Genomic DNA, 14,393 nt, shown 5'->3' on the forward strand with positions numbered 1-14,393 from the left:
CCCCGGCCGATCGTCTCGGTGATCGCGGGCAGGCCCGCCCTGGTCGCCGGGATCTTGATGAGCGTGTTCGGGCGGTCGACGAGCCAGGCGAGCTGCTTGGCCTCGGCGACGGTCGACTTGGTGTTGTGCGCGAGACGCGGGTCGACCTCGATGGAGACCCGGCCGTCCTGGCCCTGCGTCGCGTCGAAGACCGGGCGCAGGATGTCGGCGGCGTCACGGACGTCCGCCGTCGTGATCATGCGGATGGCCTCTTCGACGGTGACCTTGCGGGAGGCGAGGTCCGACAGCTGCTGGTCGTAGCCGTCGCCCTGCGAGATCGCCTTCTGGAAGATCGAGGGGTTGGTGGTGACGCCCACGACGTGCTGCTGGTCGATCAGTTCGGCGAGGTTGCCGGACGTGATCCGCTTGCGCGACAGGTCGTCCAGCCAGATCGCGACGCCTTCCTCGGAGAGGCGCTTGAGTGCGTCTGTCATGGAAAATGCATCTCCTACGTGTCGTGTGTCGGCCGTGTCGTGTGTCGGCGTCAGCGCTGGGCTGCGGCGATCGATTCCCGAGCGACGTCCGCGACGTTCTCGGCAGTGAAACCGAACTCCTGGAAGAGGACCTTGCCGTCGGCCGAAGCACCGAAGTGCTCCAGGGAAACGATGCGGCCCGCGTCCCCGACGAAACGGTGCCAGGTCAGACCGATACCGGCCTCCACCGCGACACGCGCCTTGACGGACGGCGGGAGCACCGAGTCCCGGTACGCCTGGTCCTGCTCGTCGAACCACTCCACGCACGGCATGGACACGACCCGGGTCGGGGTGCCCGCCGCCTGGAGCCGCTCACGTGCCTCGACGGCCACGTGCACCTCGGAACCGGTGGCGATGAGGACGACCTCGGGCTCGGCGATCTGTCCTTCGGGCCCCGCGGCCTCGAAGAGCACGTAACCGCCCTTGACCGTGTTCTCGTTCGCCTCGTACGTCGGAACGCCCTGCCGGGTCAGCGCGAGACCGTGCGGGGCGCCCTTGCCGAAGACCTTGGTGTAGCGCTTGAGGATCTCGCGCCACGCGATCGTGGTCTCGTTGGCGTCGGCCGGGCGGACGACGTTCAGTCCGGGGATGGCGCGCAGCGAGGCCAGGTGTTCGACGGGCTGGTGGGTGGGGCCGTCCTCGCCGAGGCCGATGGAGTCGTGCGTCCACACGTACGTCACCGGCAGGTGCATCAGGGCGGACAGCCGGACGGCGTTGCGCATGTAGTCGGAGAACACCAGGAAGGTGCCGCCGTAGATACGGGTGTTGCCGTGCAGCGCGATGCCGTTCATCTCCGCGGCCATCGAGTGCTCACGGATACCGAAGTGGATCGTGCGCCCGTACGGGTTCGCCTCCGGCAGCGGGTTGTCCGCGGGGAGGAACGACGACGTCTTGTCGATCGTCGTGTTGTTCGAGCCCGCGAGGTCGGCCGAGCCGCCCCACAGCTCGGGGATGACCGCGCCGAGCGCCTGGAGCACCTTGCCGGACGCGGCACGCGTGGCGACGCCCTTGCCCGTCTCGAAGACCGGGAGCTTCTCCTCCCAGCCGGCCGGCAGCTCGCCCGCGGCGACGCGGTCGAACTCGGCGGCGCGCTCCGGGGAGGAGGTCCGCCACGCGGCGAAGCCCTTCTCCCACTCGGCCTTGGCCTCACGGCCGCGGTCGAGCGCCCGGCGCGCGTGCGCCAGCACCTCGTCGGCGACCTCGAAGCTCTTCTCCGGGTCGAAGCCGAGGACACGCTTGGTGGCCGCGACCTCGTCGTCGCCGAGCGCCGAGCCGTGCGCGGCCTCGGTGTTCTGGGCGTTCGGGGCGGGCCAGGCGATGATCGAGCGCATCGCGATGAACGACGGCTTGTCCGTGACCGCCTTCGCGGCCTCGATCGCCGCGTACAGGGCGGCCGGGTCGAGGTCGCCGTTCTCCTGCGGCGCCACACGCTGGACGTGCCAGCCGTAGGCCTCGTACCGCTTGGCGGTGTCCTCGGAGACGGCGGTCTCCGTGTCACCCTCGATCGAGATGTGGTTGTCGTCCCACAGCAGGACCAGGTTGCCGAGCTTCTGGTGGCCCGCCATCGAGGACGCCTCGCCGGAGATGCCCTCCTGGAGGCAGCCGTCACCCGCGATCGCGAAGACGAAGTGGTCGAACGGGGAGGTGCCGGGGGCCGCCTCCGGGTCGAACAGACCGCGCTCGTAGCGGGCGGCCATCGCCATGCCCACCGCGTTGGCGACACCCTGGCCCAGCGGCCCGGTCGTCGTCTCCACACCGCGGGTGTGCCCGTACTCGGGGTGCCCCGGGGTCCGGGACCCCCAGGTCCTGAAGGACTTCAGGTCGTCCAGCTCCAGGCCGAAGCCGGCCAGGTACAGCTGGGTGTAGAGCGTCAGGGACGAATGGCCCGCGGACAGCACGAAGCGGTCGCGGCCGGTCCACTCCGGGTCCGCCGGGTCGTGCCGCATCACCTTCTGGAAGAGGGTGTACGCGGCAGGTGCCAGGCTCATCGCGGTACCCGGATGGCCGTTGCCGACCTTCTGTACGGCGTCGGCGGCCAGGATGCGGGCGGTGTCGACCGCCCGCTGGTCCAATTCGGTCCACTCGAGGTCTGTTGTGGTCGGCTTGGTGCTCACCCTGGGTCAGGGCTCCTCTCCACATGTTCCACATGTCGAATGCCGGTGCACGCGGCGCCCACCGGCTCATCGTCGAGCCTACCCCCGCGGGTACGCGCATTATTTCGAGTCATTCCAGACTGCCGGGACTCTCCCTCTTCCGCCTCCCGACCGGCGGGTTCCGTATGTGGCAAGTGAATACGGAGCGGGTGATCCGACTGCTCAATCCGCGGCCGATCAGTCCTCCGAAGGGCCCTTTCAACACGACCCGACCCCCGCGAAGGCCGGGGTCTGGGCAACGTCTACAGTGGCGTGGTACGCGCGAGCCTTTACCGGGAGTTCACACCCGGGGCTCGCTGGGATGTCTCTGTCAGGGGTGTGCGTGACGGCCGTTGAATCCCGTCCAGCGGGAGTAGTCGGTGGGACGAACCAGGGCACGAACCGCCGGCCGTTCGGGGCCCGGGTCAAAGCGTTCGTCGCTCTCACCAAGCCGCGGATCATCGAACTGCTGCTGATCACCACCGTGCCGGTGATGTTCCTCGCGCAGCAGGGTGTGCCCGATCTGAAGCTGGTTCTCCTCACCTGCCTCGGCGGTTATCTCTCCGCCGGGGGAGCCAACGCGCTCAACATGTACATCGACCGTGACATCGACGCGCTCATGGAGCGTACGTCGCAGCGTCCGCTGGTCACCGGAATGGTGAGCCCCCGTGAGTGCCTCGCTTTCGGCATCACGCTCGCCGTGGTCTCCACTCTTCTGTTCGGCCTGACCGTCAACTGGCTGTCGGCCTGGCTGTCGCTGGGAGCCCTGCTCTTCTACGTCGTCGTCTATACGATGATCCTCAAACGGCGTACGTCGCAGAACATCGTGTGGGGCGGGATCGCCGGCTGTCTGCCCGTGCTCATCGGCTGGTCGGCCGTCACCGACTCCATGTCGTGGGCGCCGATCATTCTCTTCCTCGTCATGTTCTTCTGGACGCCGCCGCACTACTGGCCGCTGTCCATGAAGGTGCGGGAGGACTACGCGCGCGTGGGTGTGCCGATGCTGCCGGTCGTCGCCTCCAACAAGGTGGTCGCGCGGCAGATCGTCCTCTACAGCTGGGCCATGGTGGCCGTCTCCCTGCTGCTGACTCCGCTCGGCTACACGGGGTGGTTCTACACCGTCGTGGCGCTGGTGACCGGAGCGTTCTGGCTGTGGGAGGCGCATGGGTTGCAGTCGCGGGCGAAGGGGGGAGCGGTGGGGGCGAAGCTGAAGGAGATGCGGCTGTTCCACTGGTCGATCACGTATGTGTCGCTGCTGTTCGTGGCGGTCGCGGTGGATCCCTTCTTGCGGTAGCGCGCCGCTCGGTCATGCCGGGTGGGGTGGGTTGGTGTGTCGTGTCGTTGTCGGGTGCCGGTTCGTCGTGGCTGGTCGCGCAGTTCCCCGCGCCCCTAAAAGATCGCGCCGTTCCCCGCGCCCCCAAGACGAAGACCGGCGCCAGTTTCCCGCGCCCCTGAAGGGCGAAAGGCTGCCCGTTCCCCGGCGGCCTCCCGACGAAAGACTGCGCCGTTCCCCGCGCCCCTGAAGGGCGAAAGGCTGCGCTGTCCCCGTGGGCCTGTGGGGCGGAATGTTGCGCTGTTCTCAGCGGCCCTGGTGGGGTGGGCGTAGCCCGGAGGGGCTACCCGTCGGTAGCATTCTGGTATGGCAGACAATCAGCAGGTTGAGCGGCGGGTGGCGAAGTTCGCCAAGCAGATCTCCTCCTTCGCCCAGGCGCATGGCGGTGCCGAGGGGCAGATCGCGTACCTCGGTCAGAAGGGCGCCCGGATCGTCCTGGTCGGTGAGGACGGCGAGTGGGGCGACCTCGTGGCCCCGAGCTACGCCGTCGCGGAAGAAGCCGTGAAGCAGTCCGGCATCACCGTCCACGACGACTTCGACGGCGACTTCGCCAACAAGGTCAGGACGGGCCCGTACGAATGGACCCGCATGGCGGGCATCCAGGTCGGCGGCCCCGGCAACAGGCCCTAGGGACGCGGGGAACCGCGTGGTCGGTCACCGCGCGCCCGCACCCTGGAAACACCCGGTACCCACACCCGAGACCCCCCTCACCCGTTAAGCCCTGCATCAGGCGGAGCCACACGTGGGGGAGTCCGGATGATCGAAACGCCGTCGCTGGTGGACCAGTACTGCCACGGCGTACTGCGGACGGAGCTGGGTCTGGGGACCTTCGAGGCCCACCTGGCCAGGGGCGAGGGCCCGCCCGCCGCCGGCACCACCTTCTTCGACACGCAGACCGGTTTCGCCGTCCGCCGCTGGTGCCCCCCTCTGCTGGGACTCGAACCGCACTGCCCGCCCGCCCGCTACCTGGCGCGCCGCAGGGAACTCGGTGTCCTGGAGGCGGGCCGCAGGCTGCTGCGCGGGAGCGGCGTCACGACGTACCTGGTCGACACCGGACTGCCGGGCGACCTCACGGGGCCCGGTGAGATGGCCGCCACCGCGGCCGCCGACGCCCATGAGATCGTCCGCCTCGAACTGCTCGCCGAGCAGGTCGCCGACACCTCCGGCACCGTCGAGTCGTTCCTGGCCAACCTCGCCGAGTCGGTGCACGGGGCGGCCGCGACCGCCGTGGCCTTCACCTCCGTGGCGGGCATACGCCACGGACTGGCCCTCGCGACCGAACCGCCCGGGGCCACGGAGGTGCGCGGCGCGGCCGGCCGCTGGCTGGCGGGCCGTCCGGTGGGCGGTGCGCTGAGCGACCCGGTCCTGCTCGGACACCTGCTGTGGATCGCGGTCGCCTCAGGCCTGCCGCTCCAGCTCCACGCGGGACTGGGCGAGCCCGGACTGCGCGTCGACCGCACCGACCCGGTCCTGCTCACCGACTTCGCACGCGCCACCGCGGGGCTCCGTACCGATCTGGTGCTGCTGCACGGCTACCCGTACCACCGTTACGCGGCGCATCTCGCCGGGGTGTTCCCGCACGTGTACGCCGACCTGGGCGCGGCGCTCGTGCGGACCGGGGCGCGGGCGGCGGCCGTGCTCTCGGAGATCCTGGAACTCGCCCCCTTCGGCAAGCTCCTCTTCTCCAGCGGCGCCCAGGGCCTGCCCGAACTCCACGTGGTCGGGGCCTGTCTCTTCCGTGAGGCGCTCGCCCGGGTGCTCGGCACCTGGGTGGCCGAGGACGCCTGGTCGCCGGGCGACGCGCAGCGGGTGGCGGGCATGATCGCGGCGGGGAACGCGAAACGGGTGTACGGACTGGGCTGAGATGTCCAGACTGGGTGCATGACTCGCAGCGACGCGACCGACCGGCTCCTCGACCGCTTCCGTGCCGAACTGCGCGATCTCGCCCCTGTGGCTGTGTGGGCGCACGGCTCGCTCGGCGGGGGCGACTACCAGGAGGGCCGCAGCGACCTGGACCTGATCGCGGTCCTGGACGGCCCGATCACACCGAGGACCCTCTGGCGGGTGGGCCGGCTGCACGCCCGGCTGCGCGACGAACCGCTCGTCGCCAAGCTGCACTGCAGTTACCTGACGCCCGGCACGGCGGCCGACGCGGAGCGGCGGCACCTCACCTGGGCGCACCAGCAGCTCTTCGCCCGACCGGTCACCCCGGTGACCCGGCGTGAACTGCGCACGTTCGGCCTTGTCCTGTCCGGGGAACGGCCCGAGCGGCTGCTGCCGCCGGTCACGGACGGGGAGCTCGCCGCGTTCGTCGTACGGGACCAGCGGGACTACTGGCGGCGCGAGGTGGACCGCGTCGGCAACTGGACGGAGGACTCCTGGGTGGACGTCGGGATGACCACCCACGCGCGTGCCGCGGTCACGGTGCGGGACGGGCGGCTGATCACCAAGCGGGAGGCGCTCGACCTGCTGCCCGGCCTCGGCGCGCCCGTCGAGGTGGTCACGGACATCAGGCGGCGCCGGTACGGCGAGGACGAGCCGGGGGAGTCGGCGCCGGTTCAGGAGTGGTCGGCCCGCCGAGGGGAGCTGACCCGGGACTTCCTGGGGCCGGCGATCGACCGGCTCGTGGCCGCGTACGCCTGACGCGCGCACCTGATCCGAACGGCCGGCCGGTACCTGAGCGGGCGTGGGCCGCGCCCGGTCAGGTACGGGTGAGCGCCGACCGCGTCGACTGCTCCGGCAGGTCCGCGGTGGCCTCGGGCCGTTCCCGCAGCGCCAGCAGGACGCGGAGCGTGGCGATCCACACCAGGCAGGAGCCGAACATGTGGAAGCCGACCAGGACCTCCGGCAGTTCGGTGAAGTACTGGACGTAGCCGATGGCGCCCTGCGCGAGCAGCACCAGGAAGAGATCGCGGGTGCGGTGCAGGGGCCCCTCGGGGGCGTCGACGGCCTTCAGGACGAACCACAGGGCGAAGGTCAGCGTCACCACGATCCAGGCCAGGACCGCGTGCAGCTTGGTGACGTTCTCCCAGTCCAGCGGGATGCGCTTGACCTCGCTGGAGTCGCCGGCGTGCGGGCCCGCACCGGTGACGACCGTGCCCACGGCGATCAGCAGCACGGTGGCGGCGACCAGGATCCACCCCATCTGCCGCACCGGCCCGCCGACCAGCGGACGCGGTGCGTCGTCACCCTCCCGGGTGCGCTGCCACATGACCGTGGCGACGGCGATCAGGGCGGTGGAGAGGAGGAAGTGCGCGGCGACCGTGTACGGGTTCAGGCCCACGAGGACGACGACCCCGCCGAGGACCGCGTTGCCCATGACGACCCAGAACTGGGTCCAGCCGAGCCGGGTGAGGCTGCGGCGGTAGGGCTTGCGGGAGCGCGCGGCGATGATCGCCCAGCCGACCGCCGCGCACAGGACGTACGTCAGCATGCGGTTGCCGAACTCGATGACGCCGTGCACGCCCATCGCGCTCGTGTTGGTGAGCGAGTCGTCGGTGCACTTGGGCCAGGTCGGGCAGCCGAGGCCCGACCCGGTCAGCCGGACGGCACCACCGGTGACCACGATCAGGACCGCCATGACGAGCGCGGCGAGAGCGGCGCGCTGGACCGTCCGGGGTGACGGGGTCCAGCGCCCGGCGATGAAGGCGAGCGGGTTGCGCACGGCTTGAGCGGCGTCCGCTCGGGTCAGGTTGGGCACGGGCTCCATCGTAGGGGGCCGCTTGTGCACGCGTTCACGAGCCCCCTCGACTTCACCGGCCACCGATCACCGGCCACCGACGACTGGCGACCGACCACGACCACCGCGGTGGTCACTCCCAGCGGAAGAACTTCCCCGCGGCGGCCAGGCCCACGACCGCCCACACCGCCAGGATCCCGAGGTTCCCCCAGGGCAGGCCGGCTCCGTCCTGGAGCACGTCCCGCAGCCCCTCGGAGAGAGCCGTGATCGGCAGCAGACCGAGGACGTCCTGCGCCGCCTGCGGGAACTTGTCCAGCGGGACGACCACGCCGCCGCCGACGAGCAGCAGCAGGAACACCAGGTTCGCGGCGGCCAGCGTCGCCTCCGCCTTCAGCGTCCCCGCCATCAGCAGGCCGAGCCCCGAGAACGCCGCGGTGCCCAGGACGAGCAGGAGCAGCACCGACAGGGGGTTGCCGTGCGGCGACCAGCCGAGCGCGAGGGCGATCACCGTCACCAGGAGCACCTGGAGGATCTCCGTGACCAGCACGGACAGGGTCTTGGCCGTCATCAGGCCCCACCGGGGCAGGGGCGAGACGGCCAGCCGCTTCAGCACGCCGTACCGCCGCTCGAAGCCCGTCGCGATCGCCTGGCCGGTGAACGCCGTCGACATCACGGCGAGCGCGAGGATGCCCGGCGCCAGGAAGTCGACAGCCTCTCCCTCGCCGGTGTCGACGACGTCCACCGCGCTGAACAGCACCAGCAGCAGCGTCGGGATGATCACCGTCAGCAGCAGCTGCTCGCCGTTGCGCAGCAGCATCTTCGTCTCCAGCGCCGCCTGCGTCGCGATCATGCGGCGGAGCGGGGCCGCTCCCGGACTGGGCGCGTAGGTGCCCTCGGCCGTGCTCCGGGCGTCGGCACGTGTCGTTTCCGCGCTCATCCGCGCAGCTCCTTACCGGTGAGCTCCAAGAAGACGTCCTCCAGGCTGTGCCGCTCCACCGAGATCTTCTCTGGCATCACCCCGTGCTGGGCGCACCAGGTCGTCACGGTCGCGAGCAGCTGCGGGTCGATCTTGCCGCCCACCCGGTACGAGCCCGGGGTCAGCTCGACCGCCGTGGAGTCCGCCGGGAGGGCCTTGAGGAGGGAGGTGACGTCCAGACCGGGGCGGCCGCCGAACCGCAGGGTGTTCTCGGCGCCGCCGCGGCACAGCTCGTCGGGGGAGCCGTGGGCGATGACCCGGCCCGCGTCGATGATCGCCACGTCGTCGGCGAGCTGCTCGGCCTCGTCCATGTGGTGGGTGGTCAGGATGACCGAGACCCCGTCGGCCCGCAGCTCGCGGACGAGTTCCCAGGTGGCCCGGCGTGCCTGCGGGTCGAGGCCCGCGGTCGGCTCGTCCAGGAAGACCAGTTCGGGTCGGCCCACGACCGCCATGGCGAGCGCGAGGCGCTGCTGCTGGCCGCCGGAGAGCCGCCGGTACGTCGTCCGGCCGCAGCTGCCGAGACCCAGGCGCTCGATGAGCGCGGCCACGTCGAGCGGACGCGCGTGCAGCCTCGCCACGTGCCGGAGCATCTCGTCGGCGCGGGCGCCGGAGTAGACGCCGCCGGACTGGAGCATCACGCCGATGCGGGGGCGCAGGGCGGCGGCCTCACGCACCGGGTCGAGGCCGAGCACCCGGACCGTTCCGGAGTCGGGCCGCCGGTATCCCTCGCAGCTCTCGACGGTGGTCGTCTTGCCCGCGCCGTTCGGGCCGAGTACGGCGGTGATGCCCGCCCCGGCCACCAGATCCAGGCCGTCCACCGCGGTTTTCCTGCCGTACCGCTTCACCAGACCGCTGACCTGGACGACGGGCTCACTTCGCATGGGCGGCCTCACTTCGCATGGGCGCCAAGTCTAGGTACGGCCGAGCGGCCGTATGTCGGCGGGTCGCGTCACGAGCGGCGTGGAGCGGGCACCTCGGTCGTGATCCACTCCTCGCGCGAGCGGTGCACGGCGAGCCACCGCTGCGCGTACGCCACCGCGTCGGCCAGCGGGAACAGCCGCGCCTCGGCCGCGCCCACCCGGCCCCGTACGACCGGACGGTCCCGTTCGAAGTCGGCGCCCAGGGTGTCGAACTCGTCCGAGCTGATCGACACCTCCGTGACGACCTCCCAGCGGGGCCCCTGCGGCGTACGGACGGGGCGGCCCACCTCGACGCGCGGGGCGGGTATCCGGTACTCGGCGAGGTGGAATCCGGTGCAGGTGTCGTACCCCGCGCCGAGCAGCAGGATCCGGGCGCCCCACGCCTCCAGGCGGGCCAGCGGGCTGCGCTCGCCCAGCCGGCAGTCCGGGGCGTGGCCCTCGACGACCGCCGCCGCGCCCGGTCCGAGAGCCGCGAACGAGGTCTGCGGATGCGCGCTGCGCAGGGCGCCCGGCCAGGTGCGCACGGTCTCGGGGATCACCCCCACCCCGCGTGAGGGCGTCAGGAGCGGGTCGTACGCGGGCATCGTGGCGCGGATCGCCGCCCACCACTGCTCGGGCACGGGCGGATCGGTCCACAGGGCCGGGTCGGAGAGGTCGCCCGACTGGGTGGGGACCACGAGGGTGCCGTCGGGGCCGAGCGCGTCGAGGAGTCCCTGGACGACGGCGACCGCGCCTCCGTTCACCCAGCCGAGTGAACGAAGCGACGAGTGGGCGAGGAGCGTCTCACCGGGGCGTACGCCGAGCGCGAGCAGGTCGGCGGCGAGGGTGGCGCGGGTGACGAGAGGGCCGGTGGGAGGGGGTGTCGGCATGGTGGGCCAGTCTTGCCGACGGCCCGGGGCCCCGCCACCCGATTGATCGATCAAAGATCGTTCCCGCAGGTCAGATTAGGTTTACCTAAGTGATGCACCGCACCCCGCCCGGCGTGGACGTGGGTTGTCAGGCCCTGAGGAATTACGCAACAATGGCGTTGTGAAAAACGTTGGCGAGGCTCGGGAGACCCCCACGGGGGCCCCTCAGGAGGAACTCGCGACCGGTGAGCGCTCCACGCGCAACCGCGTCGCGCGATCCATCCTGGACCACGGTCCCTCGACCGTGGCCGACCTCGCCGGACGGCTGGGCCTGACCCAGGCGGCGGTCCGCCGGCACCTTGACGCCCTCGTCTCCGACGACGTCGTGGAGGCCCGCGAGCAGCGGGTCTACGGCGCTCGTACGCGCGGACGGCCCGCCAAGGTGTTCGCCCTGACCGACTGCGGCCGGGACGCCTTCGACCAGTCCTACGACCAGCTCGCCGCGGACGCCCTGCGCTGGATCGCGGAGCGCGAGGGCGGGGAGGGCGCGCTCGTCGCCTTCGCCCGCGCCAGGATGGCCGCCCAGGCCGGCGCGTATCGCGAGGCCGTCGAGTCCGCCGCGCCCGGCAAGCGCGCGGAAGCCCTGGCCAAGGCCCTGAGCGCGGACGGGTACGCTGCTACGGCGCGCAGCGCGCCGGTAGGAGAGCAGCTCTGCCAGCACCACTGCCCGGTGGCCCATGTCGCCGAGCAGTTCCCGCAGCTGTGCGAGGCGGAGACCGAGTTCTTCTCCCAGTTGCTCGGGACGCATGTCCAGCGGCTGGCGACCATCGCCCACGGCGACGGCGTCTGCACGACGTTCATCCCTGACATCCCCGAGGCCCACACCCCCAAGATCTCCGCGACTCCACAGTTTTCGAAGACCCCACAGATTTCCAAGACCACCGATAACGCATCCGTAAGCACCGCCGGGAGGAACCCCGCATGACGCTCCCCATCGAGGAGACCGCCCACCCCGAGCTCGAGGGTCTGGGCAACTACGAATACGGCTGGGCCGACTCCGACGTGGCTGGTGCCTCTGCCAAGCGAGGTATCAACGAGGACGTCGTCCGGGACATCTCCGCCAAGAAGAACGAGCCGGAGTGGATGACCAAGCTCCGTCTCAAGGGCCTGCGCCTCTTCGGCAAGAAGCCCATGCCGAACTGGGGCTCCGACCTCTCCGGCATCGACTTCGACAACATCAAGTACTTCGTGCGCTCCACGGAGAAGCAGGCGGAGTCCTGGGAGGACCTGCCCGAGGACATCAAGAACACGTACGACAGGCTCGGCATCCCCGAGGCGGAGAAGCAGCGCCTCGTCGCCGGTGTCGCGGCCCAGTACGAGTCCGAGGTCGTCTACCACCAGATCCGTGAGGACCTGGAGGAGCAGGGCGTCATCTTCATGGACACCGACACCGCCCTGCGGGAGCACCCGGAGCTCTTCAAGGAGTACTTCGGCACGGTCATCCCGGTCGGCGACAACAAGTTCGCGTCGCTGAACACCGCGGTGTGGTCCGGCGGTTCCTTCATCTACGTGCCCAAGGGCGTGCAGGTGGAGATCCCGCTCCAGGCCTACTTCCGTATCAACACGGAGAACATGGGCCAGTTCGAGCGGACCCTGATCATCGTCGACGAGGGTGCCTACGTGCACTACGTCGAGGGCTGCACGGCTCCGATCTACAAGTCGGACTCGCTGCACTCCGCGGTCGTCGAGATCATCGTCAAGAAGAACGCCCGCTGCCGTTACACGACCATCCAGAACTGGTCGAACAACGTCTACAACCTGGTCACCAAGCGCGCCGTGGCCTACGAGGGCGCGACCATGGAGTGGGTCGACGGCAACATCGGCTCCAAGGTCACCATGAAGTACCCGGCCGTCTACCTGATGGGTGAGCACGCCAAGGGCGAGACCCTGTCGATCGCCTTCGCGGGCGAGGGCCAGCACCAGGACGCCGGTTCCAAGATGGTCCACATGGCGCCGAACACGTCCTCCAACATCGTGTCGAAGTCCGTGGCACGCGGCGGCGGCCGTACGTCCTACCGCGGTCTCGTCGAGATCGGCGAGGGCGCCCACGGCTCCAAGTCGAACGTGCTGTGCGACGCGCTGCTCGTCGACACCATCTCCCGCTCGGACACGTACCCCTACGTGGACGTCCGCGAGGACGACGTGTCCATGGGCCACGAGGCGACCGTCTCCAAGGTCTCGGACGACCAGCTCTTCTACCTGATGAGCCGCGGTCTCTCCGAGTTCGAGGCGATGGCCATGATCGTGCGCGGCTTCGTGGAGCCCATCGCGAAGGAGCTGCCCATGGAGTACGCCCTCGAACTGAACCGGCTGATCGAGCTGCAGATGGAAGGCGCGGTCGGTTAACACCCCGCCCCCCGAAGCAGTCCCAGATTTCTTGACGCTTGACGTAGGAAGAGAGCAGACCGACAGCCATGGCTGAGGCTCAGAGTATTCCGGTGGGGTCCACCACCGCCGGTCAGATCGCGGTGGCCGCCGAGTCGACCGTCGCCACGCGCATGAGCGCGCCCGCCTCCTTCGACGTGGCGGACTTCCCGGTCCCCCACGGCCGTGAGGAGGAATGGCGGTTCACGCCGCTGGAGCGGCTGCGCGGGCTGCACGACGGCACCGCGGTCGCCACCGGCGACGGCGTGAAGGTCGGCATCGACGCGCCCGAGGGCGTCGTCGTCGAGACCGTCGGCCGCGACGACGACCGGCTCGGCCGGGCGACCCCGGTCGACCGGATCGCCGCCCAGGCGTACTCGGCGTTCGAGAAGGCCGGTGTCGTCACCGTCCCCAAGGAGACGGTGCTCACCGAGCCGATCCGCATCTCCGTGCACGGCGAGGGCGGTGTCGCCTACGGCCACCAGGTCATCGAGCTGGGAGCCTTCGCCGAGGCCGTCGTCGTGATCGACCACACCGGTGACGCGGTGCTCGCCGCCAACGTCGACTACGTGGTCGGCGACGGCGCCAAGCTCACCGTGGTCTCCGTCCAGGACTGGGACGACAAGGCCGTCCACGTCGGCCAGCACAACGCGCTGATCGGCCGGGACGCCACCTTCAAGTCCTTCGTGGTCACCTTCGGCGGCGACCTCGTACGCCTCCACCCGCGCGTCGCCTACGCCGGACCCGGCGGCGAGGCCGAGCTCTTCGGCCTGTACTTCACGGACGCCGGCCAGCACCAGGAGCACCGCCTCCTGGTCGACCACAACGCCCCGCACTGCAAGTCGAACGTCGCCTACAAGGGCGCGCTCCAGGGCGAAGGCGCCCACGCGGTGTGGATCGGCGACGTCCTCATCGAGGCCACGGCCGAGGGCACGGACACCTACGAGATGAACCGGAACCTGGTTCTGACCGACGGTGCCCGGGTCGACTCCGTGCCGAACCTGGAGATCGAGACCGGCGAGATCGTCGGCGCCGGACACGCCTCGGCGACCGGCCGCTTCGACGACGAGCAGCTCTTCTACCTGATGGCTCGCGGCATCCCGGCCGACGAGGCCCGCCGTCTGGTGGTCCGCGGCTTCTTCGCCGAACTGGTCCAGCAGATCCGGGTGGCCGACATCCAGGAGCGTCTCCTCGCCAGGATCGACGAGGAGCTGGAGGCGTCCGTCTGATGACCGACCTCGACCGTGCTCGTTTCCAACGGGCCTGTGGACTGGGCGAGCTGGAGGAGGACACCCCCAAGCGGGTGGAACTCGACGGCACGCCGGTCTCGGTCGTCCGTACCGAGGGGGAGGTGTTCGCGGTCAACGACATCTGCTCGCACGCGAACGTCTCGCTCTCCGAGGGCGAGGTGGAGGACTGTCAGATCGAGTGCTGGCTGCACGGCTCCAGCTTCGACCTCCGCACCGGCAAGCCGTCCGGCCTTCCCGCGACGCGCCCCGTCCCCGTATACCCCGTAAAGATCGAAGGGGACGACGTGCTCGTCTCCCTCACCCAGGAGTCCTGAGGAAC

14 protein-coding genes are annotated in these 14,393 nt (G+C 70.3%); 8 read left to right on the plus strand and 6 right to left on the minus strand.

The genetic code is table 11. The features are described 5' to 3' along the window. Window positions 1-473: transaldolase family protein (locus ACLVWQ_RS38040; protein WP_414113875.1), on the minus strand; the 473-nt coding region annotated here is incomplete at its 3' end. Window positions 474-523: 50 nt separating this feature from the next. Further along, window positions 524-2,626, minus strand: coding sequence for a transketolase (gene tkt, locus ACLVWQ_RS38045; protein WP_414113876.1), 2,103 nt, complete (start codon window positions 2,624-2,626; stop codon window positions 524-526). Between the two features lie 355 nt (window positions 2,627-2,981). On the opposite strand from tkt, the gene ACLVWQ_RS38050 reads away from it, so the two are divergent. The 4 genes from ACLVWQ_RS38050 (at window position 2,982) to ACLVWQ_RS38065 (ending at window position 6,620) form a co-directional block, all read left to right on the plus strand. Further along, window positions 2,982-3,938, plus strand: coding sequence for a heme o synthase (locus ACLVWQ_RS38050; RefSeq protein WP_414114028.1), 957 nt, complete (start codon window positions 2,982-2,984; stop codon window positions 3,936-3,938). A gap of 345 nt (window positions 3,939-4,283) precedes the next feature. Next, window positions 4,284-4,607 carry a hypothetical protein gene (locus ACLVWQ_RS38055; RefSeq protein ID WP_414113877.1) on the plus strand — a complete coding sequence of 108 codons (324 nt, stop codon included), beginning with the start codon at window positions 4,284-4,286 and terminating at the stop codon, window positions 4,605-4,607. A gap of 126 nt (window positions 4,608-4,733) precedes the next feature. Beyond that, the gene (locus tag ACLVWQ_RS38060) at window positions 4,734-5,840 is read left to right on the plus strand and encodes an amidohydrolase family protein (RefSeq protein WP_414113878.1); all 1,107 of its coding nucleotides are present in this window, start codon (window positions 4,734-4,736) and stop codon (window positions 5,838-5,840) included. Window positions 5,841-5,858: 18 nt separating this feature from the next. Continuing rightward, window positions 5,859-6,620 (plus strand): nucleotidyltransferase domain-containing protein, encoded by a 762-nt coding sequence (locus tag ACLVWQ_RS38065; protein ID WP_414113879.1) that lies wholly within the window; start codon window positions 5,859-5,861, stop codon window positions 6,618-6,620. 58 nt (window positions 6,621-6,678) lie between these two features. Here the strand turns inward: ACLVWQ_RS38065 and ACLVWQ_RS38070 are convergent, their stop codons facing one another. The 4 genes from ACLVWQ_RS38070 to ACLVWQ_RS38085 form a co-directional block, all read right to left on the minus strand. Then, window positions 6,679-7,686 carry a COX15/CtaA family protein gene (locus ACLVWQ_RS38070; protein ID WP_414113880.1) on the minus strand — a complete coding sequence of 336 codons (1,008 nt, stop codon included), beginning with the start codon at window positions 7,684-7,686 and terminating at the stop codon, window positions 6,679-6,681. A 103-nt stretch (window positions 7,687-7,789) separates the two neighbouring features. Further along, on the minus strand, window positions 7,790-8,593 hold the full coding sequence (locus ACLVWQ_RS38075; RefSeq protein WP_414113881.1) for an ABC transporter permease: 804 nt from the start codon (window positions 8,591-8,593) through the stop codon (window positions 7,790-7,792). Continuing rightward, the gene (locus ACLVWQ_RS38080) at window positions 8,590-9,513 is read right to left on the minus strand and encodes an ABC transporter ATP-binding protein (protein WP_414113882.1); all 924 of its coding nucleotides are present in this window, start codon (window positions 9,511-9,513) and stop codon (window positions 8,590-8,592) included. The genes ACLVWQ_RS38075 and ACLVWQ_RS38080 overlap by 4 nt, the downstream gene beginning before the upstream one ends. A 68-nt stretch (window positions 9,514-9,581) precedes the next feature. After that, complete coding sequence (locus ACLVWQ_RS38085; RefSeq protein WP_414113883.1) at window positions 9,582-10,421, minus strand: aminoglycoside N(3)-acetyltransferase; 840 nt, start codon at window positions 10,419-10,421, stop codon at window positions 9,582-9,584. Window positions 10,422-10,581: 160 nt separating this feature from the next. Here ACLVWQ_RS38085 and ACLVWQ_RS38090 point away from each other — a divergent pair, with 160 nt between their 5' ends. The 4 genes from ACLVWQ_RS38090 (at window position 10,582) to ACLVWQ_RS38105 (ending at window position 14,388) form a co-directional block, all read left to right on the plus strand. Continuing rightward, window positions 10,582-11,385 (plus strand): helix-turn-helix transcriptional regulator, encoded by an 804-nt coding sequence (locus ACLVWQ_RS38090; protein ID WP_414113884.1) that lies wholly within the window; start codon window positions 10,582-10,584, stop codon window positions 11,383-11,385. Continuing rightward, on the plus strand, window positions 11,382-12,806 hold the full coding sequence (sufB, locus tag ACLVWQ_RS38095; protein ID WP_414113885.1) for a Fe-S cluster assembly protein SufB: 1,425 nt from the start codon (window positions 11,382-11,384) through the stop codon (window positions 12,804-12,806). The genes ACLVWQ_RS38090 and sufB overlap by 4 nt, the downstream gene beginning before the upstream one ends. A gap of 68 nt (window positions 12,807-12,874) precedes the next feature. After that, window positions 12,875-14,053 carry a Fe-S cluster assembly protein SufD gene (gene sufD / locus ACLVWQ_RS38100; RefSeq protein ID WP_414113886.1) on the plus strand — a complete coding sequence of 393 codons (1,179 nt, stop codon included), beginning with the start codon at window positions 12,875-12,877 and terminating at the stop codon, window positions 14,051-14,053. Next, on the plus strand, window positions 14,053-14,388 hold the full coding sequence (locus ACLVWQ_RS38105) for a non-heme iron oxygenase ferredoxin subunit (RefSeq protein ID WP_414113887.1): 336 nt from the start codon (window positions 14,053-14,055) through the stop codon (window positions 14,386-14,388). Before sufD ends, ACLVWQ_RS38105 begins: the two co-directional genes overlap by 1 nt. Window positions 14,389-14,393: the final 5 nt, after the last annotated feature.

Source organism: Streptomyces sp. CWNU-52B, from assembly GCF_047444975.1.
In the GTDB taxonomy this organism is placed as follows: domain Bacteria; phylum Actinomycetota; class Actinomycetes; order Streptomycetales; family Streptomycetaceae; genus Streptomyces.